The 21214-nt window shown below is 39.4% G+C and carries 21 protein-coding genes and 1 pseudogene; 18 read left to right on the forward strand and 4 right to left on the reverse strand.

Annotated elements, in window-relative coordinates:
* The 7 genes from AC1DVB_RS18090 to AC1DVB_RS18120 form a co-directional block, all read left to right on the forward strand.
* Window positions 1-221: ATP-binding protein (locus AC1DVB_RS18090; protein WP_477590289.1), on the forward strand; the 221-nt coding region annotated here is incomplete at its 5' end.
* A gap of 24 nt (window positions 222-245) precedes the next feature.
* Window positions 246-1622, forward strand: coding sequence for a sigma-54-dependent transcriptional regulator (locus AC1DVB_RS18095; protein ID WP_477590291.1), 1377 nt, complete (start codon window positions 246-248; stop codon window positions 1620-1622).
* Window positions 1623-1784: 162 nt separating this feature from the next.
* Window positions 1785-2792 carry a TAXI family TRAP transporter solute-binding subunit gene (locus AC1DVB_RS18100; protein ID WP_477590293.1) on the forward strand — a complete coding sequence of 336 codons (1008 nt, stop codon included), beginning with the start codon at window positions 1785-1787 and terminating at the stop codon, window positions 2790-2792.
* A 19-nt stretch (window positions 2793-2811) separates the two neighbouring features.
* A complete protein-coding gene (locus tag AC1DVB_RS18105) occupies window positions 2812-3912 on the forward strand; it encodes an ABC transporter substrate-binding protein (RefSeq protein WP_477590295.1) in 1101 nt (366 codons plus the stop codon).
* A 19-nt stretch (window positions 3913-3931) separates the two neighbouring features.
* Window positions 3932-5092 (forward strand): ABC transporter ATP-binding protein, encoded by a 1161-nt coding sequence (locus AC1DVB_RS18110; RefSeq protein ID WP_098865829.1) that lies wholly within the window; start codon window positions 3932-3934, stop codon window positions 5090-5092.
* A complete protein-coding gene (locus tag AC1DVB_RS18115) occupies window positions 5056-6000 on the forward strand; it encodes an ABC transporter permease (protein ID WP_063576219.1) in 945 nt (314 codons plus the stop codon). The genes AC1DVB_RS18110 and AC1DVB_RS18115 overlap by 37 nt, the downstream gene beginning before the upstream one ends.
* On the forward strand, window positions 6000-6803 hold the full coding sequence (locus AC1DVB_RS18120; protein ID WP_477590307.1) for an ABC transporter permease: 804 nt from the start codon (window positions 6000-6002) through the stop codon (window positions 6801-6803). Before AC1DVB_RS18115 ends, AC1DVB_RS18120 begins: the two co-directional genes overlap by 1 nt.
* 64 nt (window positions 6804-6867) lie before the next feature.
* Here AC1DVB_RS18120 and AC1DVB_RS18125 read toward each other — a convergent pair whose 3' ends face one another.
* Window positions 6868-7509, reverse strand: a complete 642-nt coding sequence (locus AC1DVB_RS18125) for a hypothetical protein (protein ID WP_377332013.1) — start codon at window positions 7507-7509, stop codon at window positions 6868-6870.
* Window positions 7510-7620: 111 nt separating this feature from the next.
* Here AC1DVB_RS18125 and AC1DVB_RS18130 point away from each other — a divergent pair, with 111 nt between their 5' ends.
* Entirely contained in the window at window positions 7621-9027 is a 1407-nt protein-coding gene (locus AC1DVB_RS18130) for an FAD-binding oxidoreductase (RefSeq protein ID WP_057277637.1), read from the forward strand.
* A complete protein-coding gene (locus AC1DVB_RS18135) occupies window positions 9024-10355 on the forward strand; it encodes a (Fe-S)-binding protein (protein WP_454861274.1) in 1332 nt (443 codons plus the stop codon). Before AC1DVB_RS18130 ends, AC1DVB_RS18135 begins: the two co-directional genes overlap by 4 nt.
* 217 nt (window positions 10356-10572) lie before the next feature.
* On the opposite strand, the gene AC1DVB_RS18140 is transcribed toward AC1DVB_RS18135, so the two are convergent.
* Entirely contained in the window at window positions 10573-11202 is a 630-nt protein-coding gene (locus tag AC1DVB_RS18140; protein WP_377332017.1) for a homoserine/threonine efflux transporter, read from the reverse strand.
* Window positions 11203-11341: 139 nt separating this feature from the next.
* Between AC1DVB_RS18140 and AC1DVB_RS18145 the strand changes: the two genes are divergently transcribed.
* The 6 genes and pseudogenes from AC1DVB_RS18145 to AC1DVB_RS18170 all read left to right on the forward strand — a co-directional run.
* Window positions 11342-12169, forward strand: a complete 828-nt coding sequence (locus AC1DVB_RS18145; RefSeq protein ID WP_477590299.1) for a TrmB family transcriptional regulator — start codon at window positions 11342-11344, stop codon at window positions 12167-12169.
* 262 nt (window positions 12170-12431) lie between these two features.
* Window positions 12432-12887, forward strand: a complete 456-nt coding sequence (locus tag AC1DVB_RS18150) for a HEAT repeat domain-containing protein (protein ID WP_098865835.1) — start codon at window positions 12432-12434, stop codon at window positions 12885-12887.
* A 173-nt stretch (window positions 12888-13060) separates the two neighbouring features.
* The gene (locus tag AC1DVB_RS18155; RefSeq protein WP_377332021.1) at window positions 13061-13879 is read left to right on the forward strand and encodes a methyltransferase domain-containing protein; all 819 of its coding nucleotides are present in this window, start codon (window positions 13061-13063) and stop codon (window positions 13877-13879) included.
* A gap of 674 nt (window positions 13880-14553) precedes the next feature.
* Window positions 14554-15249: a GntR family transcriptional regulator gene (locus AC1DVB_RS18160; RefSeq protein ID WP_377332023.1), complete on the forward strand. Its 696-nt coding sequence runs from the start codon at window positions 14554-14556 to the stop codon at window positions 15247-15249.
* A complete protein-coding gene (locus AC1DVB_RS18165) occupies window positions 15242-16159 on the forward strand; it encodes a DMT family transporter (RefSeq protein ID WP_328109420.1) in 918 nt (305 codons plus the stop codon). The genes AC1DVB_RS18160 and AC1DVB_RS18165 overlap by 8 nt, the downstream gene beginning before the upstream one ends.
* A 177-nt stretch (window positions 16160-16336) precedes the next feature.
* Window positions 16337-16653 (forward strand): annotated as a pseudogene (locus tag AC1DVB_RS18170) (family 4 glycosyl hydrolase); the annotation flags it as partial.
* A 275-nt stretch (window positions 16654-16928) separates the two neighbouring features.
* Here AC1DVB_RS18170 and AC1DVB_RS18175 read toward each other — a convergent pair.
* A complete protein-coding gene (locus tag AC1DVB_RS18175) occupies window positions 16929-17300 on the reverse strand; it encodes a cyclic-phosphate processing receiver domain-containing protein (protein ID WP_377332025.1) in 372 nt (123 codons plus the stop codon).
* A 301-nt stretch (window positions 17301-17601) separates the two neighbouring features.
* Here AC1DVB_RS18175 and AC1DVB_RS18180 point away from each other — a divergent pair, with 301 nt between their 5' ends.
* Window positions 17602-17781, forward strand: coding sequence for a hypothetical protein (locus tag AC1DVB_RS18180; protein ID WP_057277646.1), 180 nt, complete (start codon window positions 17602-17604; stop codon window positions 17779-17781).
* Window positions 17782-17969: 188 nt separating this feature from the next.
* Here the strand turns inward: AC1DVB_RS18180 and AC1DVB_RS18185 are convergent, their stop codons facing one another.
* On the reverse strand, window positions 17970-18758 hold the full coding sequence (locus tag AC1DVB_RS18185; RefSeq protein WP_377332027.1) for a FadR/GntR family transcriptional regulator: 789 nt from the start codon (window positions 18756-18758) through the stop codon (window positions 17970-17972).
* Window positions 18759-19289: 531 nt separating this feature from the next.
* Here AC1DVB_RS18185 and AC1DVB_RS18190 point away from each other — a divergent pair.
* On the forward strand, window positions 19290-20678 hold the full coding sequence (locus AC1DVB_RS18190; RefSeq protein ID WP_477590303.1) for an FAD-binding oxidoreductase: 1389 nt from the start codon (window positions 19290-19292) through the stop codon (window positions 20676-20678).
* Window positions 20679-20682: 4 nt separating this feature from the next.
* A partial coding sequence (locus tag AC1DVB_RS18195; RefSeq protein ID WP_477590305.1) for a bile acid:sodium symporter family protein occupies window positions 20683-21214 on the forward strand: 532 nt, incomplete at its 3' end.

The following is a 21214-nucleotide window of genomic DNA, read 5'->3' on the forward strand; positions in this document are numbered from 1 at the left end:
AGACAGGGCGGATTGCTATATCGGATACGGGAAAAGGGATGAAGCAGGAAGAACTGAACCATATTTTTGAGCCTTTTTTCACAAATAAAGAAAAGGGCGTCGGTTTGGGACTTACGTTATCGTATAGGCTTATTAAAGAAAATAACGGAGATATCCATGTGAAAAGTTATCCTAATTCAGGAACGACATTCACCATTTTACTACCTATATATATTGAATAGAAGCCTGGAAAGAGGAGGATTCATATGAAAATGCAAGTATTGGTGATTGATGATGAACCTGCTATTTGCACCGCTCTTAGCTTTGCATTGGAAGATTCTTATGATGTCATGACAACTACAGACCCGGATGAGGGTATACGGAAAATCGACAATCAGCACTTTGATATTGTGTTACTTGATTTGAGAATAGGAAATAAAAGTGGACTTGATGTCCTACAGAAAATCAAACAAATATCACCTAACGTAACAGTCATAATGATGACTGCCTATTCATCCATTGAAACTTCCATTGAGGCCATAAAAAAAGGAGCCTACTACTATATTGAAAAGCCAATTAATATTGAAGAACTTTCTTTGTTGTTGATGAGGGCAGCCGAATTCAAACAGATGTCCAATCAATTGGAGACATTACATGAAGAATTAGAGATTCAAAAGGGATTCGGTAACTTCCTTGGTAACAGCAAGGCGATGCAGCGTATTTTCTCAATGATCGAAAGAGTGAAAGATATTGATTCCAGTGTTCTCATCACGGGAGAAAGTGGTACTGGAAAGGAGCTTGTAGCCCGAAATATCCATACGTTGGGAAGAAGGAAAAACAATCCAATGCAGATCGTCAACTGTGCAGCAATTCCTGAGATGCTGCTGGAATCTGAATTGTTCGGTTATGAAAAGGGAGCATTTTCAGGTGCAACTCAGAGGAAGGAAGGGAAATTCGTTGCTGCTAATGGAGGCATCCTTTTTCTGGATGAAATTAGTGAAATGCCCCTTCCACTTCAAGCCAAATTATTAAGGGTATTGCAGGAACKGGAAGTGACGCCTCTGGGATCCAATACAAAAATCTCATTGGACGTCCGTATTATAAGTGCAGCCAATAAAAACCTGGAACAAATGGTGATGGAAGGGGAATTTAGGGAGGATTTGTTTTTCAGGCTCAATGTCATTCCCATTTCGATGCCGCCACTAAGAGATAGAAAAGAAGATTTACCGCTCCTTATGGATTATTTTATAAAAAAACACGCGAAGGATATGAATCGTGAAGAAAAGATGTTCTCGGCAACCGCACGTCGGATTTTACTGGATTATCATTACCCTGGGAATGTCCGGGAGCTTGGAAACATTATAGAATATGCTGTTGCCCTATCAAACTCAAAAAAAATGGAAGAAACCGACTTGCCGCAATATGTTCAAGAACAGAAGTTCATTCTTCAGCCGGATGGCACGGACGACGATTTCAACAGTTTCAGGATTCCCATTGGCATTTCCATGAAAGAGATAGAAGAAAAGGTCATAACTGCCACTCTTCAATATTGTAATAATCATCGGCAAAAAACAGCCCAAATCCTAAAAATTTCTGAAAGGAGCCTTCGTGATAAAATCAAGCTCATTTCAAAAGAAGAATAAAGGGTTCATCGCGTTAACCGGCAATTTTTTCTGGAAAACCGGAAAAAATTGCCGGTTTATCCTTGTATAACATTCTTGAAATCGGCAGGATTTGCGTTTTAAAGCAGAAAATCGACTTGGCATGGCATTTGCATCTAAATACATTAAGAAAGGAGGATCACGATGAAAAATGGAGCACTCTTTATAAAAGTCGCTTTGTTATTTTGTTTCATGACAGGATGTTCTTTTATGAATGAGCAGCAGGAAATATCTAAACCTGCTACTACCTTGATCCAGAGGCAACTAACTTCTGAAGGACAGGATTTAAATAACAGGATGTTAATCATTGGAACCGGAGATATGACAGGTGTTTACTTTTCATTGGGACAAAGATTATCAAATATGTATGAAAAATACAACGGGGCTGTGTCAGGTACCCAAGTCACCGATGCTTCCATTGAAAATACTGAATTGGTTAGCCGTCATCGGGCAGAAATTGGTTTTACCTCAGTGGATGTACTGGATTTGCCTGAAACGGATAAATCCAAGTTAAGAGCTTTAACGGCCCTATATTCCAATTATGTTCAAATTGTTTCTACTAAACAAAATGATATTGATTCCTTGGTAGATTTAGTGGGTAAACGCATTAGTGTAGGAACGGCTGGAAGCGGTACAAGGCTTATTGCAGAGCGGATACTGTTAGAATCCGATTTACCGACTGATCAATTGAATTTATCCTATCTTTCTTTTTCTCAATCTGCAGAAGCATTACGAAATGGTACCATTGATGCAGCTTTCTTTTCTTCGGGTATCCCTAATAATGAAATCGCTTTCATATCCAAGCAGAYGGAACTAACTTTCATTCCAATACCGGGAGACATCATTGAACGCCTTCAAAAACAATATGGAGTTTATACCCATAATGAAATTCCCAAAGATACATACAGGGGGATGAAAAAAAATGTCCAAACGATTTCAATTAAAAATGTCCTGGTAACCTACAAGGAAATGTCTGATCCTCATGCTTACAATCTTGTGAAAACATTATATGAACATCTGCCTGAACTGCAGCATACACATCCAGCTGCTTCTGATATTTCAATAACGGAAGCAACTAAACAAGTTCCCTTGGATTTTCATCCAGGGGCCGTGAATTATTTCACCGAACAAGGAATTATTGGAAATCAATGAAAAACGGGAGGTAATGATTATGAAAAAGCTGATGAGTCTTTTATCAATAATAGTATTGATCGCTCTTGCGGGATGTGGTAATCCTACTCCGCAAAAACCGGGGGAATCCGTACAAACGGGTGCTGGTGAAAAAGGAGAGAAAAAAATAACGATAGCCGGTAATGGCGGTGTCATCGAAAGTGCCATCCGAGATGTGATTGCCCCAAAATTCAAAGAAGAAACGGGAATCACGGTTAATTATATTTCCGGTTTATCAGGTGAAATCCTATCCAAAGTGGAATTACAGAAGAATGCTCCGCAAATAGATGTTGCCCTTTTTGTACCGGTTGATGTTATACGCGCTAAGGAGAAGGAACTGATCGTACCAATTGATGAGTCCAATGTTCCCAATATGAAATCGGTGGATTCACGGTTCATTCCGGTTGAAAATGCGGCCGCTCCAGCATTTGGTTTGGTAATTGCACCAGCTTATAATACGGAAACCTTTAAAAAGGRAGGCTTAAAATCAATTGAATCATGGAATGATCTTGTCTCTCCTGATTACGAGGGTAAAACGGCATTTTCAGATATTACGAATGATTGGGGTTTCAATACCCTTAATGGTCTGGCGATTTCAAACGGCGGCAGTACGGAAGACATGGAACCAGGTCTCGAAAAGGCAAAAGATCTTGCAGCGTATTCCAATACATTTTATAAAAACTCAACGCAAATGATGCCAGCGATCCAACAAGGAGCTGCTGACGTAACGGTCATGGGAAGTTATTCCATCGGTGAATTAGCCGTTTCAGGTATTCCGATTAAGATGGCCGTGCCTAAAGAAGGCGTGCCGCTTCAAGCTTTCAGCGCTGGTCTAGTGAAAAATACGCCAAATAGCAAAGAAGCCCTAGAATTCATCAACTATGTAATCAGTGAAGAAGCACAAGCATTAATTTCCGAAAAAGGATTTTATCCGACCGTGGAAGGCATGAAAATTCCAGAAAAATATGAAGAGTCAATCGGGCTTAAAGCAGGTGATAAAACATTCAAACCTGATTTCGCCAAGTTTGCCGAGATCCGTGCAGAGGTGTCAGACAGATGGGCGAAAGAGGTTACTCCTGAATTAGGGAAAAAACTCAAATAAAAAGGAGCGTGTTGATCACATGGAAGTATTAAAAAAAGATGTGGAAATTAATAGGCAACACCTGGAGGCAGTTCAGGGGGTTGGCTCAAATAAAAATGATGTAGAGATTAAAGGCGCGTTTAAACAATTTGGAGCGAATGTTGTCCTGAATGGCATTGATTTGGAGGTGAAACAAGGAGAGTTACTCACTCTTCTTGGTCCTTCCGGGTGCGGAAAGTCCACAACCTTAAACCTTATTGCCGGGTTCCTCGATCCGGATCGGGGCGAGGTCCATATTAAAGGCAATAATGTTACGAAGGTTCCGCCTTACAAGCGTGATTTAGGAATGGTTTTTCAAACCTATTCGCTTTTTCCCCATATGACAGTCTATGAAAATCTCAGTTTTGGCTTGAAACTGCGCAAAGTCGGGAAAGCTGAGCAAAAAAAGAAGATTAGTAAAGCGCTTGAATTAGTGAAAATGTCAGGATTGGAGAATCGTTATCCAAGGGAATTATCAGGAGGTCAGCGTCAGCGTGTAGCGATTTCAAGGGCACTTGTTGTTGAACCGGAGCTCCTTTTGCTTGACGAGCCGCTTTCAAACCTTGATGCAAAGCTGCGTCATGAACTAAGGGCCGAGATTAAGCGTTTACAAAAGGAAATTGGCGTAACGACCATTTTTGTGACTCATGATCAAGAAGAAGCTCTATCCATGTCTGATCGAGTCGTGGTCATGAATGCAGGGAAAATTGAACAAATCAGTACTCCGACTGAAATATACAATCATCCGAAGACAGAGTTCGTCTTTCAATTCATCGGGAAATCGAATTGTTTTGAAGGGAATGTGTCTGCTATCGATAAGCGGAAAGTTGCAGTCAAGATCGGTTCTGATATCACTCATGTCGACACAAATAACGTCATGGGAAATGCAAGTGATCTGAAAACCGGGGATGAGGTAAAACTTTATATTAGACCGGAAAAACTGCAAATTGTTTCTCTCGATGAAAAATCTTCATCTCCATTGGATTTCCATCGTGCCAAGATCAGCCAAATGAACTATCTCGGTACCTCATGGGAAATCAATGTTCTGTTACAGGGGAAAAGTATTCAAGTATTGACTTCCGCTTTCGATTCATCATGGCAAAATGGAAGTGAGGTGTTGATTGGATGGAGCCCATCAGAAGTTATGCTAGTCAAGAAATAGAACAGCAAACGAGTCCTATCGAGCCGCAAAAGAAGCCTAAAAGCAAGAAAAGGAAAGTCTGGGTGCCGGGATTACTTCTTTTAACGCCGATTCTGCTTTTCATATTTGGTTTCTTTGTCATACCGATGTTATACATTTTATATTTAAGCTTCATATCCACAGATAATCTTGGAGGAGCGGAGGCAGTTTATAGCATAAAAAACTATACACAATTATTTTCCGATAGCTATTACTTATCTTCATTATGGCTGACAGTGAAGATCAGTTTATATTCGGTCTTGGTTGCTTTATTTCTTGGATATCCAGTAGCTTTGACAATGGCCAAAAGTTCAGCGCGGATCAGAGGGTATATCACTCTCTTGATCGTGTCACCGCTCTTGGTAAGTATAGTTGTCCGTAATTTTGGCTGGTACCTTTTGCTCTTGCCTAATGGAACGATTAATCAAACCTTGATGGCCCTTGGCATAATAGATGCACCATTGAAACTATTGTTTTCGGAGATAGGAGTTGTGATTGGGCTTTCCAATGCATATCTTCCTTTCATGATCTTATCCATCGTAGCAAGTCTTTATAATATCGATCCTTCTCTTGATAAGGCAGGAGCCATACTTGGGGCAAGCCCATTCAGAAGGTTCTTTTCCATTACATTGCCGTTAAGCATCCCAGGTATCGTATCTGGCTGCATTCTCGTATTCAGTTTGTCAATGAGTGCTTATGTTACGCCTGCACTAATGGGGGGAGCCAACGTGCCCGTGATGCCTGTTGTCATCTATGATCAAATTAATAACCTGCTGCATTGGACATTCGGATCTGCTCTTTCTTATATTCTATTAGCAACCACTGTCATATCGGTAACAGTCTTTACCAGAGCGTTTGAAAAAGGGAAATTCAAGGAGGTATTCCGATGATGAAAACGTTTGGCGGCCTTCGGGTTGCAGTAGCCGTTTTGGCCATTATCTATATCTTGATCCCGCTCATTGTCGTTATTCCCGCTTCTTTTACAAGTGCCAATTATCCAAGTTTTCCGGCTGAAGGCTTTTCACTGCAATGGTATGCCAAGATCTTGGAGCGCCCTGAATTTTTGGAAGCATTTTTGAACAGTGCGAAGTTCGCAGCATTAGCTGCCCYTTTCTCCGTCATATTCGGTACTTTGGGTGCCCTTGGYATCGCAAAGTATGATATTCCGGGAAAATCGTATATTACGGCCCTTTTAACTTCTCCATTAAGTGTGCCGCAATTAGTCTTAGGGATTGCACTCTTAATGTACTTTACACCAATGATGCTTGCCGGTACGTCTACAGGATTTTTAATTGCCCATATCGTGATTTGCATACCATATGTCATGCGGCTCGTATTAACCGGTTTAAGTGGATTTGATTATAATCTCGAAAGGGCTGCGGCCATACTTGGAGCCAATCCACTAACGGTATTCATGAAAGTGACACTGCCGCTAATTGGATCCGCGGCCATCTCAGGGGGATTATTCGCATTTTTGACATCATTTGATAATGTAACGGTCTCTCTTTTTATGGTATCACCAGAAATGAGAACGCTGCCGATCGAGATTTTCTCGCAAATGCAGGATGCCTACAATCCAATCGTCGCATCCGTGTCGAGCGTGGTTATTTTCATATCAGTCCTTCTGATTGTCATACTTGAAAAAATTCAGGGTGTAGGCAAAGTTTTTGGCGGTTCGCATCATACAAACTAAAAAACGGTATATATGATGTGACATACGATCATGCTGGCAAAGTTATGATTTTTTCGAAGAAAACTCATGTGTACATTCCATTCAAATGGGCCAAACACCTTTTCGCAGCCAATAACGGCGCCGTTAGGACAGGGACAGAGGGATTAACCTGCTTTGCGATATGTTCCATACTATATTGTGAAAGCAAAATCACTTCTGTCTTTCCATCCAATTGTTCCACCATCTTTTTAACCCGATCGTCATGTTCCTTTCTTTTTCCTTGTGATAATAAATGGATGATACCGGGATCGACCAATGATTCGATCATACAGTCCGGATTCTTATTTAATAGGTAATTCTGAAGGGCGATCGGCGTTTCTTTTACGGTGGAAACCAGGCCAATGCGAGTATAGCGAAGAGCTTCATCAAGCATGGCCTCATCTGAACGAAGTAACTTTACAGAGTATAAAGGCTGTAAAATTGCAGTGATGTCATTAAAGGCAGAGCAAGTAAGTTGGATGCATGAAACATCAGAATCACAAGCTAAATTCACTAATGCAGAAAAGCGGCGGATGATTTCAGGAGTTAACTTGCCGCTCTTTTCCATCAAGGAGAGAAGAGACGTGTCCATGAAATGAAGGAGTTCAATGTTCGGTGCAACGGTCTGAAAGGCAATTTCAATTGGTTTTAGTGCAGTTGTGGTTGCATGAATCAGTGCGATTTTCAAAAAAAAACCTCCTTTTCTTTCATCATTATATCTAGCAGAATCCTAAAATGCCATTATATTACATACGGATAGACCTTTTCCAAATTTCTATTAAGAAAGGAAGTGGGAAGCATGGAGAAAGAAGCCTTGGTCGATCTTCGACAGGTAATTCCAGGTGACAGAATGTTTCTTGATTTGGCAGAAAGGTATTGTTATAGCTATGACGCTTCTTTTGGGGAATATTTACCCGAAATCGTCATCCAGCCCAAAAACGCGGAGGAAATCAGTGAAGTGGTTAAATTGGCTAATACTCACAAAATACCTGTTTACCCTAGAGGATCAGGAACCTCGCTAAGCGGCGGCCCTTTACCTGTTAAAGGGGGGATGGTTCTTGATATGACCCTTTTGCGGGATAAATTGATCATTGATCGGGAAAATATGCTGGCCATAGTCTCTCCTGGGGTGATTACGGCAGATATTCATAAAAAGGCTGAAGAAGCTGGCTTATTCTATCCGCCGGATCCAAGCAGTTCCAATGTAGCCACTATAGGCGGGAATCTATTAGAAAACTCCAGCGGGCCAAAGGGATTGAAATACGGAACGACAAAAGAATACGTGATAGGTCTGGAGGTGGTCACCCCGACGGGAGAAATCATTCGTACTGGCGGAAAGACCGTAAAAAATGTAACTGGGTATGATTTGACCCGATTGATCGTAGGATCGGAAGGTACTCTGGGCATCGTAACTGAAGCAATCATCCGCTTAATACCAAAACCTCAATCTAAACAAACATTTGTCGCTCACTTCAATCATTTGATAGACTCTGGACATGCCATTACCAGCATTTTATCATCAGGAATTCTACCCTCCGCCCTGGAATTAATGGATAATGCTTGCATCCGTGCTGTTGAAAGCTACCATCCTTCCGGGTTGCCTCTTCAGGCAGAAGCCATTCTGATCATAGAAATAGATGGACACCCATTGGCGATTGAGGAAGAAATCAATAAATGCGCCGATATATGCAGGGCAGAGGGTGCTTCCTACGTCAAGATAGCGGAGACAGAGGAAGAGCGCCAAACGATTTGGAGTGCGCGTAAATTGGTTTCCCCGGCCATTACACAAATGGGTCCTACAAAAATTTCTGAAGACGCGACAGTTCCACGCAGTCAAATACCGGCAATGATGGAGAGATTAAACAATATCCGGGAGAAATACGGGTTGAACTTGGTTGTATTCGGTCATGCAGGGGATGGGAATTTACATCCGAACATCATTACTGATAAACGAAATATTACGGAAATGAAAAAAGTGGAGCTTGCTGTCAGTGAAATTTTTGAAGCGGCAATCGAATTAGGCGGAACACTTTCAGGGGAACATGGAATCGGTACTTTAAAGTCACCATATATGGAAATGGAATTAGGAATTACTGGAGTGAATATGATGAAAAAAATTAAAGAAGCATGGGATCCTAATAATATCCTGAATCCAGGGAAGATTTTTCCTGATAAGGGACAGACAAGGGTCGTGTTGGTTCCATGAATCTACCCGCCAAACCGAATGAGTCAAATGCTGCGGTCCAAAATTTATATTCAGATGCCTATGATTGGACAAACCAATGCGTAAAATGCGGATACTGTTTACCGGCATGCCCTACATATGAATCAATGGGTGTGGAATCCGCCTCTCCACGCGGTCGTATCAATCTAGTGAAAATGGCAGCCGAAGGAAAAATAGATTTCCAAAAAGATTTAGCTGAACCAATCGACTTATGCTTAGGCTGTCGTGCTTGTGAAACAGCATGTCCTGTTGGTGTGCCATACGGACATATACTGGAAGCGGCTAAAGAAGCCATTGAAAACTCCCCGTCAGCAAACCAAAAAAACAAAATGACAAGAATCAAAAAACTGGCATTGGTTCATCTTTTTCCTTATCCAAAACGAATGAACAGGATTGGAAGTGCAGTGCAGCTCTATCAAAAAACCGGCTTATCCAAGCTTATCCGTTCATCAAATATATTGCAGAAGGTTTCCCCTGCCCTTGCACATTTAGAACAGGCACTTCCAGTCATCGAGACTTCTTCCAAACGTATCCGACCAGGTACGTTAATGCCGGCAAAAGGGGAAACGAAATTAAAAGTGGCATTTTTTACTGGGTGTATCATGGATTCCATGATGTCACGAATTAACCGTCTTTCCATTGAGCTGCTTACCATAGCAGGGTGTGAGGTCATTCTCCCTGAAAATCAGAATTGCTGCGGTGCTCTGCATTCCCATCAAGGTGAAACAAAACAAGCGAAAGCATTGGCAAAGAGGAATATCCAAGCCTTCATGCAAACGGATGCTGATGTAATCGTAAATAACGCAGGAGGCTGCGGTGCTTCGCTTCTTGAATATGGACATCTATTGGCAGAAGATCAAGAATGGGCTGCGGCGGCAAGGGATTTCTCGGAAAAATCAAAAGATATCAGTCAAATTCTTCATCAATTGGGGCCGCTACCCTTCACTGAAGGATGGCAAGGCATCGTTTCCTATCAAGATTCATGTCATTTACGCAATGTACAAAAGGTCCAAAAGGAACCTCGTTTATTATTGCAATCCATACCAGGAGTTTCCTATGTCGAAATGGAAGGGTTCGACCGTTGCTGTGCATCTGGAGGCATTTACAATCTTCTCCACTTTGATGAATCCATGAAAATTCTTGATGAGAAAATGAAGAATCTTAACGAAACGAAAGCAACTACCATTGTTACGGTTAACCCAGGATGCCAAATGCAAATGAGCATTGGCATCCAAAGGGAGGGAGCGGCGAACCAAATGCAAAGTTTGCACCTTGTTGAATTACTTGCCAAGGCTTGCGGCTTGGATTGACAAAAAGGGATACTTCAAACTTCATAGGACATTACTTCGTCAGTATTTCCTGCACTTATGGGGAAATACTGACGTTTTTGGTTTAAATGATGAAGACGTAAAAATCTTTGCAGTCAAATAATGCAGTGCCATATGTATAATTAAAAAGATATCGGTGCCGGTTCGTAAATGAAAAAAACCGTTCAATTATCTGAACGGAATGTGTGAGTAAAGGAATTTAAATTCCTGTTTTTATCCCAAAACCGATTAAAATTACGCCAGTTGATTTTTGGAATGCTTTCTGGAATTTGGAATTGTTCATCCACTTTTTTGCGTAATCAATTAGATAAACAAGAAATAGAAACCACAGTACAGCGAGCAAGGTTAAGATGAAGGCTAATATAATCAATTGCTGGTTTACATTTCCCTTCAAATTGATAAATTGCGGCATGATCGTTATATAAACTAAAACGGTCTTTGGATTAAGAATATTATTAAGTAATGCTTGCATGAAGGAATCTTTATTGTGCCGGTTCGAATACTTCGCAGGTGTATTTGCTTGTGCTTGAATTTCTTTTAAGGAAAAAACGCTTTTAGCAAAAAAACTTTTTATCCCTAAGTAAATTAAGTAGGCGGCTCCCAAATATTTGATTGTACTGAAAAGAATCACAGACTTTGCAATGACAACAGATAGTCCAAGAATCGCTATAAGCGTCCAAAAAGTAAGTCCCGTTGCCATTCCGAGAACGGTATAACGTCCCGCTTTCGGACCATGGCTAAGCGTGTTTTTCACTAAGAGCATTGTATCTGCTCCCGGTATAATAACCATCATTGCCACTATTGATATGTATGTAAGTAAGCTGTCCAAACTAATTCCCCCTCCCGTTTTCATAGTGGTTACTAAAGTAACTACTTAATAAGTATATTAGATGAAAATGGAAAACGTCAACAGATTTTGCTAAAATATTAGTTACAAAGGTAGCGACTACGGTTGTGTTGGAGGGTTTATGAAAGAAAACATTTTAGAAACATTAAAAAATCTGAATTTCACCGAATATGAAGCGAAAGCATATCTTGCCTTATTGGAAGAATCGCCATTAACAGGCTATGCAGTTGCAAAAAACTCCGGTGTACCACGTTCAAGGATATATGAAATTCTGGATAGTCTCGCCATACGCGGAGATATTCTGGTCAGTCCTGGAAACACACCACAGTATACTCCTGTTCCTGCAAAGGAGCTAATAAAAAACCGTCGGATGAAAGCGGAAGAGAATTTTGAACGGGCAGAAAAATCTTTAGCGGAGTTCGAACGGTCTGCAAATGATCGTGAAAATATCTGGAATATCATGGGAAGCAATGAAATACTCGATAAGGTTAAAGCTTGTATATTATCAGCTAAAAAAAGAATACTCTTAGAGATTTGGGAAGACGAATTCGAAGAATTAGAACCTGAACTAAGACAGGCCGCAAATGGTGGGGTCAATGTAACAATTATTGCCTATGGGGAAATCGTCTGTGATTTTGCAAATGTTTACCTCCATTATATGGGTTATGAAATTACAGAAGAGTATGGTGGACGATGGCTTGTTATCAGTGGCGATGATTCTGAAGTAGTCGCAGGTATAGTCTCTCTTGGTAAAGATAGCCGTGCAGCATGGACCATGCATGTAGGTTTAGTGATGCCCATTACAGAAGTCATGATTCATGATTTGTATCTCATGGAAATCATGGAGAAACATAGGGAACTTTTAGAAGAAAGTTTTGGTGTAAACCTCGTCAATTTACRTAAAAAATTTTCTATTCATCCAGATAATAAAAAACATTACGTGGACTAGATTTGTACATGTTCAATAATAAAAGCATCCTTCAAATTGGCATGAATCCTGGCAGGATTTATGCCTTTTAAAGTTGAAGTTGATAGGCGCAGGTAAATGCACCTCGTCCCTGGAACCCGGGTGTTTGACGATACGGCAGATAAATTTAACTATATTAAAATATGGAAAAGGGTATAATGAAGAAGGAATAAGCCATTTTGGTAATGGGATTATCATATCGGATTACATGTTTGATATCCGGATCAATAAGACAGAAGGAGAAATGATTCATTTGAATAACAAGGAAACAACGGGTATCGAGTTACCTGCCAACTATGAGGAATTAAAAAAATCTGCCAATCGCAAATCTAATTGGAGAGAACGTTTAGATGCAATCGAAGAATTGGGTCAAGCAAAAAATAAACAAGTAATCGACATTCTCACACATATCATGAATAATGATTCTGTATATAAAGTTCAAGAGGCAGCCTACCGTCAATTGAAAAGTTTAGGCGAAGATGTGCAATTGCCAGCAAGGAAAAAGGGCGAGTTGATCAAAGGTTTGACCAAAATCTTAGTGAGGATCAAGAAGAGTTTACCTGAAAATCACACATATCACGAATTCAAAGACAAACTCCAGAAGATGAGAATGGATATATATGATACATATGAGGGTGAAAAAGGAGCAGACTTTGATAAATGGCTTGAAAATACGTGGTCAGCTTTATCGAAAAGATAAAAGTTATTAGAAAAATAAGCAATATGGCTACAGGAGCAAAGTTTTTGCTCCTTTTTCTTATGTGTAAAACAAAGTTTTAGCTATGGTATGCTAATATATTTAAAAGAGGAAGTATTTGGCTGTTTGCTTTAATTTGAAAACCGATAACTACATACGAATTCAGGGGAGAAAAGATGACAGATTATATTGAACTTTGGAAACAGGCAATGACAGATCATACAGGGAAGATACCTAACAGGCTAAAAGATGATGCTGCTGAAGAAGCTTTTTGGGCTTCCAAGGTTGCAGCGAAAAAACAACATAAAGCGGACCCTTATGCAAAAATTGTGCAGCAAGAGTTATTGGCATTATTAAAACAGGATGATCATGTTTTGGAAATCGGCCCTGGATGGGGCAATTATACATTTGATATTGCAAAAGAAGTCAGGAAGCTAACTTGTATAGATAGTTCCAAAAGCATAATCAATTTTTTGGAATCCCAGGCAAACGAAAAAGGTTTCGAAAACATGGAGTTAATTCATGATAAGTGGGAAAGTGATAACAAAAAAGTCAAATATGATGTAGTATTTGGTTTTAATTGTTATTACCGAATGAGTGAAATCGGTCATACCTTATTAAAAATGAATGATTCTGCAGCTCGTTTAGCGATAGTAGGTATGACAACCGGACCAGAAAAACCTCATTATATGGAATTGAAGCAACGAGGATATACGATCAATTTAAGAAGACGGGATTACATACACATCTTGAATGTTTTGTATCAACTTGGAATACTGGCGGACTGTAAGATCGTTAAATTGAAAAGTAAAAAAATCTATTCCACCTATGAAGAAGCAATCCGAGATAATACAACAAAAATTCTTGATGAACATTTTTCCTATGATGAAGTAAAAACGATCCTAAATAAATATGTGGTGGAAAAAGAAGGAGTTTTCGAATACGAATATCCGTTTCATGCAGCTTTGATGTATTGGAATCCAAGGTTAAAATAACAATTTTAGTACCTTTTTCTCTGGCCCATCAGGAAAAAGGTATTTTTTCGGTTGGATATTCGCAAAATAATAGTAACAAGGCTACAAATATGTTGAAAAAAACGGAGTGTGAATGATAAATGAAAGAAATATCCGAAAAGAGATTTTGTGAAACTTGTAAAAAAGAGACAGTTCATACAGTAACTGAAGATGCATTGGAAATAGAATATTCATGTAATGAGTGCGGTAAGCACCAAGATATTTTCAAGACATTTTTTTAGATACACAAATTTCACTTGAAAAAGGTCAGTAAAGTGAAGAAGTATCCAAATCACTCGCGAAAAATATCCAATATTTGTTAATTCCGAAAGCAATAAACTACAAATGCCGTTAGTCTCAATCTAATGTACTAGGAATTTTAAAATACATACAATGGTATACAAAAAAATAGAACTTTATTTTTAATCAGTGAATCGTTGTAAATTTAAAGCTCGAGGACTCATGATAGAAGGATTTCTTTCACCATCGTAAAGAAGGGTTTTTACAAAGGAAGGATTCCCTTTTATTATGTGAAAAGATGCTTGATGTTTTATTAAAGGACCCAGATTTAAAATGTTCTATAATTTCTTCCAACGGAATGCAATATGTGATATATTGCATATTATATATACCTGTATTTTAAGGAGGTAAAGCCGTTGAAGCATTCAAATTCTTCACAAAAAATTAAACGTACGTCTGTACGTGAAGAAGCATACATGATATTGCGGGATTGGATTGTCCAGGGGATCCTGACGCCAGGCCAACAATTACGCGACAAAGAATTAGCCGAACAATTGGGAGTAAGCAGAACCCCTATTAGAGAAGCACTTTTAAGGCTTGAGGATGAGGGATTTGTCGAGACCAAGCCGAGCCGTTCAACTATTGTTTCCCCTATTCGATTCGAAGGGGGATTAAACATATATTCCCTTGTTTGGACACTGGAAAAGCTGGCTATGGAACAGGCTTTTGATTTCATTGAAGAAAGACACTTAATGGAAATGGAAGCCATCAATCATGAAGTTAAAAACGCAATCGACGAGGGAAATCAAATAGTGGCCGTCCAGAAAGATAATGACTTTCATTCCATTTACATCAATCTTTCAACAAATGATGAGTTGAAGCGGATTCTATCGGGACTCAAACAAAAACTTATACGAATGGAACTGTTTTATTTCAAACAGGTAAGTGAGGTCCACTTTTCCGTTGATGAGCATAATCAGATCATACAGGCAATTAGGGGTGGAAATCTCACTATGGTGCTTAAGGAGATAGAAAAGAATTGGAAAGAAAGTTACTTTAGAATACAAGCCCATACGGAACGTGTAAAAAGTGGGAAAGAAAAAAATGAATAATGATACTTTAGTTGCTATATCACCTTCAAGAAATAAAGGGATTGCACTGGTACTGACTGGTGCTGCGTTATGGGGAGTGTCAGGAACGGCAGCTCAATATCTATTTCATCAGCAAGGTTTCAGTCCTGAGTGGCTCACTGTTGTACGCTTGTTGCTTTCTGGAATCATCTTATTGGGGGTCGCTTATAAGAATGAAAGACTGAAAGTTTTTGAGATTTGGAAAACTAAAAATGATGCGCTTCAAATTATCCTTTTTGCCATTCTGGGCATGCTCGCTGTTCAATACACATATTTTGCAGCAATTGAACATGGCAACGCAGCCACTGCCACTGTCCTTCAATACTTGGCCCCGGCACTGATCACTTGTTATTTAGCCATTCGTTCTAAACGTTTTCCAAGCATTACGGTGAGCGTAGCTGTGATCATAGCGATTTTAGGCACTTTTTTGCTTGTGACGGGAGGAAGCATACGTACACTCTCCATTTCCGGGTGGGCAGTATTTTGGGGAGTAACATCAGCCTTTGCCTTGGCATTCTATACATTGCAGCCTTTTAAACTCCTTTCAAGATGGGGTTCAATGATTGTTGTCGGTTGGGGCATGTTGATTGGAGGCATATGCTTTAGCATGATCCATCCCCCATGGGCATTTGAAGGCAAATGGACGTTATCTTCATTTTCAGCGGTTTTATTCATCATCATTTTCGGTACGATCATTGCTTTTTATTTTTATTTGGAAAGTACAAAATTCATATCTGCTTCAGAGGTAAGCTTATTGGCTTCCGTTGAGCCATTATCCGCAACCTTAATATCCGTTTTCTGGTTGAATGTAACGTTCGGTTTTGCCGAGTGGCTCGGCACACTCTGCATTATAAGCACCATTACGATACTATCCATCGTAAAGAACAAGTAAGGTCATTGTAAACCGGGGAAAATCTGCAGGAGTTTATTTTTACTTGGCGATTAAAACCATAGTCTACCCTGTAAGGGGATAGCTCGAATATTAACGAAAGCTAAATTAGCATGAGTTATATCCATACACTTCTTTAAAAAGCAATTACACTGCATGTGAATTGCTTTTTTTGTATCGCTTGCCGAAGAAAAGGAATCCTCAGCAACAAATGGGACGAGGGCTGAGGTCGTTCAACAACTGGAAAAGATTTATTTGAATTGTATAGAGATCTTGAATTGAATGTTAAACCGACTCAACTAGAAAAGTGCGGTGGAGCGTATTACAGCGAAGCGGCCTGCAGTCTCATCAATTCGATTTACAATGATAAGCGGGATATTCAGCCAGTCAATACACGTAATAACGGAGCGATAGCGAGTATCCCAGATGAATCAGCAATTGAAATTAACTGTGTGATCACCAAAGAAGGGCCAAGACCAATCGCCATAGGCGACCTGGAATCTTTATGTGTACCCGGTATGAACTTCTGCTTGTCGGTACAATGCTATGGGAATTGGGATATAGATATACGCAGCCAGAAAAAAAAAAAAAAAAATTCGATGATCAAGTTGTTCACATGGTGATGATGGCAAAGTGTGCAATGAAAAATATTCAATCTCTTAAACAAAGTAGAAATACAAAAAGAGCAACTCGGATTAAAGTTGCCCTTTGTATCTTACCTACGGTCTAATGTATAAACAATGGGTGAAATGTAATTGAGATTGAGAAGGGGTTACCGTATATCTATATAATGTTGCAGAACCTTTGACGGGAAGAATTTGAGGGGCAATGGTCGTAAGGATACGATAATGGCAGGGGGCAAAGTTAAATTCCGTTGTGCTTGCTTTAAACAGTTGTACATCGCTTTACCGCCAACTGAATTGGCAGAGTGAATAGTAATGCGATTAGCAAATAGTTTTTCTTTCACCATCTCTTGAACAAGCATAAAACCATTCCTGGTTTTATTTAATAAATCATGATCCAAAGAGAGATGTTCAATATCAAAGTTTTGCAATAGCTCTAAACATTCGTCAATAGTCTCGACTAACACATAGCCATCGGGTGCTTTCCGATAGTCATCCAAAAAAACGCTGATTTTCTCCATTTCCTTCACTCCTTTGCTTATGCAAGTGTGACTAAGAAAAGTCAATTAAAACCAAGAAAATATGGTTTTATCTATTAAGTCTAACACAACAAGGTAAGAAGGGGGCATATTCGACGTTTAATACTACTATACGACAGCCTTTTTTAGATCGTCGTGCTACTTCAACTAATGGATCTTTACTATAAGAAGGAATTGTTACTGAGCAATACCTTGTGAAATATAGTACAAAACATCCGCTTACAAGTTAATGATTGTAATAATTTGGGTAAAAGGTAATATCTTGATTAAAAGGAGAAGTGATATGTTACATCCAGACGAGATTTACCTTATATTAAGGGACAAAACGCTGCTGTTGGAGTTAAAGGAACAAATTAATGACTATCATATTTCCTACTTATCAATGATTAATGAACAGCTTTCATTGATTGATAATGCTCTAAAAGTATGTATCATTGATTCCTTCACTATGTCAAAAGGATAAAACCAACATTTACTTATATAGGGGATCAATTTTTTAACTATAATTAACCAGCTTAGCGCCCTCTGAGAAAGGCGCTTTTTTTATTGGGCAAAGTAGTATCAATTAATAGGCCAAGGTTAAAAAATCACTTAGTTTATAATTTTAGAGGTGTAGTTCCATATTGGGTTAATCATATTGCAAGCGGAACTTTATTTTTCACCTACAGCATTGTGAGGCTGGTCTTTTTTATTTGGATAAGCAGCAATTTTTGCATCTTCTCCAATGCTTTCAAGTGTAGCCGCAGCCATCTGCTCTCTAATGCGAATGATATGGGCATTCATTAGTTGCTTGGCTTTGTCCGCGTCCTTTAATGCGATGGAATAGTAGATTTCTTTATGTTCTTGAAGCGTTTCTTGAAAATGACCTGGTTTTGCGAAACGATGCCGTCTGGTGGCACGAATCGTATTTTTCATTTGGTCACTTAAAGTATGAACCAATCCAGCATATATGGAATTATTTGTGGCTTTTGCAATACTATGGTGAAAAAGCAGATCTGCTCGCAAGCCTAATTCTTCATCATGTTCCGAGCGTGCCATTTCTTCTAGAGCCTTAAGGATATTTTGTAAATCAAGAGAGTTTGCTCTCTGCGCAGCAAGAAAAGCACACTCCGTTTCAATTACTCGACGGACTTCAAGCATTTCATAGACCATATTGTCCTCAGTTTTGATGATGGAGGTGGATAGCTGTTCAATCAGTGATTGAACATCAGATTGTCTGATAAATGTTCCATCACCTGGTCTAATCTCAATGACTCCGTTTATCTCCAATACTCGAAGGGCTTCCCTGATTGATGTTCGACTCACCTTAAAAAGGTTGGATAATTCGCGTTCAGGCGGTAATTTATCTCCAGGTTTCAATTCACCGCTAATAAAAGATTCCTTAATTTGATTGAAGATGATTTCGTACACTTTGGGAGATTTAACTGGTATTGAATCCATTACTTTCTTCACATCCTTCCATGACAACCCTAACAACTTGCTGGTACGACTATTAGTGAAATCATTCTAACAAGCATTCATTTATGAAGCAAGGGGATAATCCGCAATATTAAAATTAAAATAAATAACTGTTGAAAAAATCTGATCCTTTAATTGGTTAGACCAATATTGTAAAAATATAATGGTTCAGATTCAGTCAAATTACGTTCACATGGGTATTAAAGGTCATTTGGGTTTTTGTTATAAGGATGGAAAATTAACTATAAATATTGAGAATAAAGCATTTTTTTATGGAGAAAAATATAAATCGGATAATTGTTGAAAAAGTCAAAAAATTTAGTATAATGAAAATTGGTTAGACCAATTATCCGATAAATGGAAGCGATATCATATAAAGCTATTTAAGGAGGGGGAAACCAACACTTGATACTCAGTTGAAGAGTAGAAGAAGAAACTAAATATTGGTATAGGTACGACCAAAGTTTTTGATATGACACAAACGGATGCTATAGCAGAAAGAAGGAGAATAGAATGGAAGCGGCTAGTGTAAATTTAATCAACGATTTAAAGCAAATCCTTTCCGAAAGCCAAGTAACGGAAAACCAGACAGTAAGAGAATTGCATGCCAGAGATGAATCCTATCATGCTGTAAGTCTTCCAGATATTGTTGTATTTCCGGAAACAGCACAGCAAGTCAGTGAAGTTGTGAAATTGGCAAATAGGCACAAAATCCCGATGGTTCCTTTTGGGTTGGGATCAAGCCTCGAGGGACATGTCATACCGTACAACCATGGCATAACTATTGATTTTTCACTTATGAATAAAATCCTGGAGGTGCGTGAAAACGATTTTCTCGTAAAAGTTCAGCCTGGCGTAACGCGTTCGCAACTAAACAAAGAATTGAAAAAATACGGTTTGTTTTTTTCCGTTGACCCGGGAGCTGATGCTACTCTTGGCGGAATGGCGGCAACAAATGCCAGTGGAACGACATCAGTTAAATATGGTGTGATGCGTGATCAAGTCCGTGATCTTGAAGTGGTACTTGCAGATGGTTCGATTATACATACTGGCAATTTGGCCGCTAAATCGTCATCAGGCTACCATCTAAACGGCCTTTTTGTTGGATCAGAGGGAACGCTTGGCTGCTTTACGGAATTGACGTTAAGAGTTTACGGAATTCCTGAGCACGTTATGGCGGCAAGAGCATCATTTCCGACTTTGACCCATGCGGTGGAAGCTGTTGTATCCATTTTGCAGTCAGGTGTTCCAATAGCAAGGGTGGAACTTGTCGATGAACCCTCAATGAAGCAGGTTAACCTTTATAGTGATACAAGCTATAACGAAGCGCCTACACTATTTTTGGAGTTTCATGGCAATGAAGCCGGGTTGAAGCAAGACATAGAGTTCACTAAGGAAATAGTAGCTGAACATAATTGTTTCGATATTGAATTTGAAACAGATAATGCTGCCAGGAACCGCCTATGGGAAGCTCGCCATAATCTTGCCTATGCTTATATCCATGGCAATCCTGGGAAAAAACTAATGGTGACTGATGTCTGCCTTCCGATTTCAGAGCTGTCCGGTGCCATTCACCACGCAAGGGAAGCTATTGATTTCCTTGGCCTTACCGGTGGGATCGTCGGCCATGTAGGCGACGGGAACTATCACGTACTTTTAATGATTGATAACAATAATCAAGAAGAGATTAAAAGAGCTGAACAGCTAAATGAACAAATTGTCCTGTATGCCCTAGAACGTAAGGGAACATGTACTGGCGAACATGTTGTTGGGGTCGGTAAACAAAAATATCAGGAAAAAGAACATGGGAACTCACTGTTTGTGATGGAAAAAATCAAATTAGCCCTTGATCCAAATAATTTATTAAATCCCAATAAAATATTAATGCTAGAAAGAGTGTGATGGAATGAAAGTATTAGAAGCATTAAGCGCAGTAGCCGGAAAATATTTTGCTGTTTGGGTTATCTTAATATCCGTCATTGCTTTTATATTTCCTGAGCCATTTTTGGGATTGGGGGGATTCATTACAATATTGCTTGGCGTTGTCATGTTTGGAATGGGGCTCACTTTGAAAGCAGTTGATTTTAAAATCATCATTACTAAACCACTGCCCGTCATAATTGGAGTTTGCGCCCAGTTTATCATTATGCCATCTGTAGCATTCCTTATTGCTAAACTCATGAATTTGCCCGCCGAATTAGCTGCAGGTCTGGTATTGCTTGGCTGTGTACCAGGCGGAACAGCCTCTAACGTGATGGTATATCTTGCAAAAGGGAATGTACCTTTATCGATAGCTATGACTTCGGTATCAACTTTACTGGCTCCTATCATGACACCGCTGCTTCTGCTTTTGCTGGCAGGACAATGGATGCCTGTTGATTTTTTTGATATGTTTAAGTCCATTGTTCAAGTCATCCTTCTACCGATTGTTTTAGGAT

It is taken from the genome of Peribacillus sp. P4_D6, from assembly GCF_056401795.1.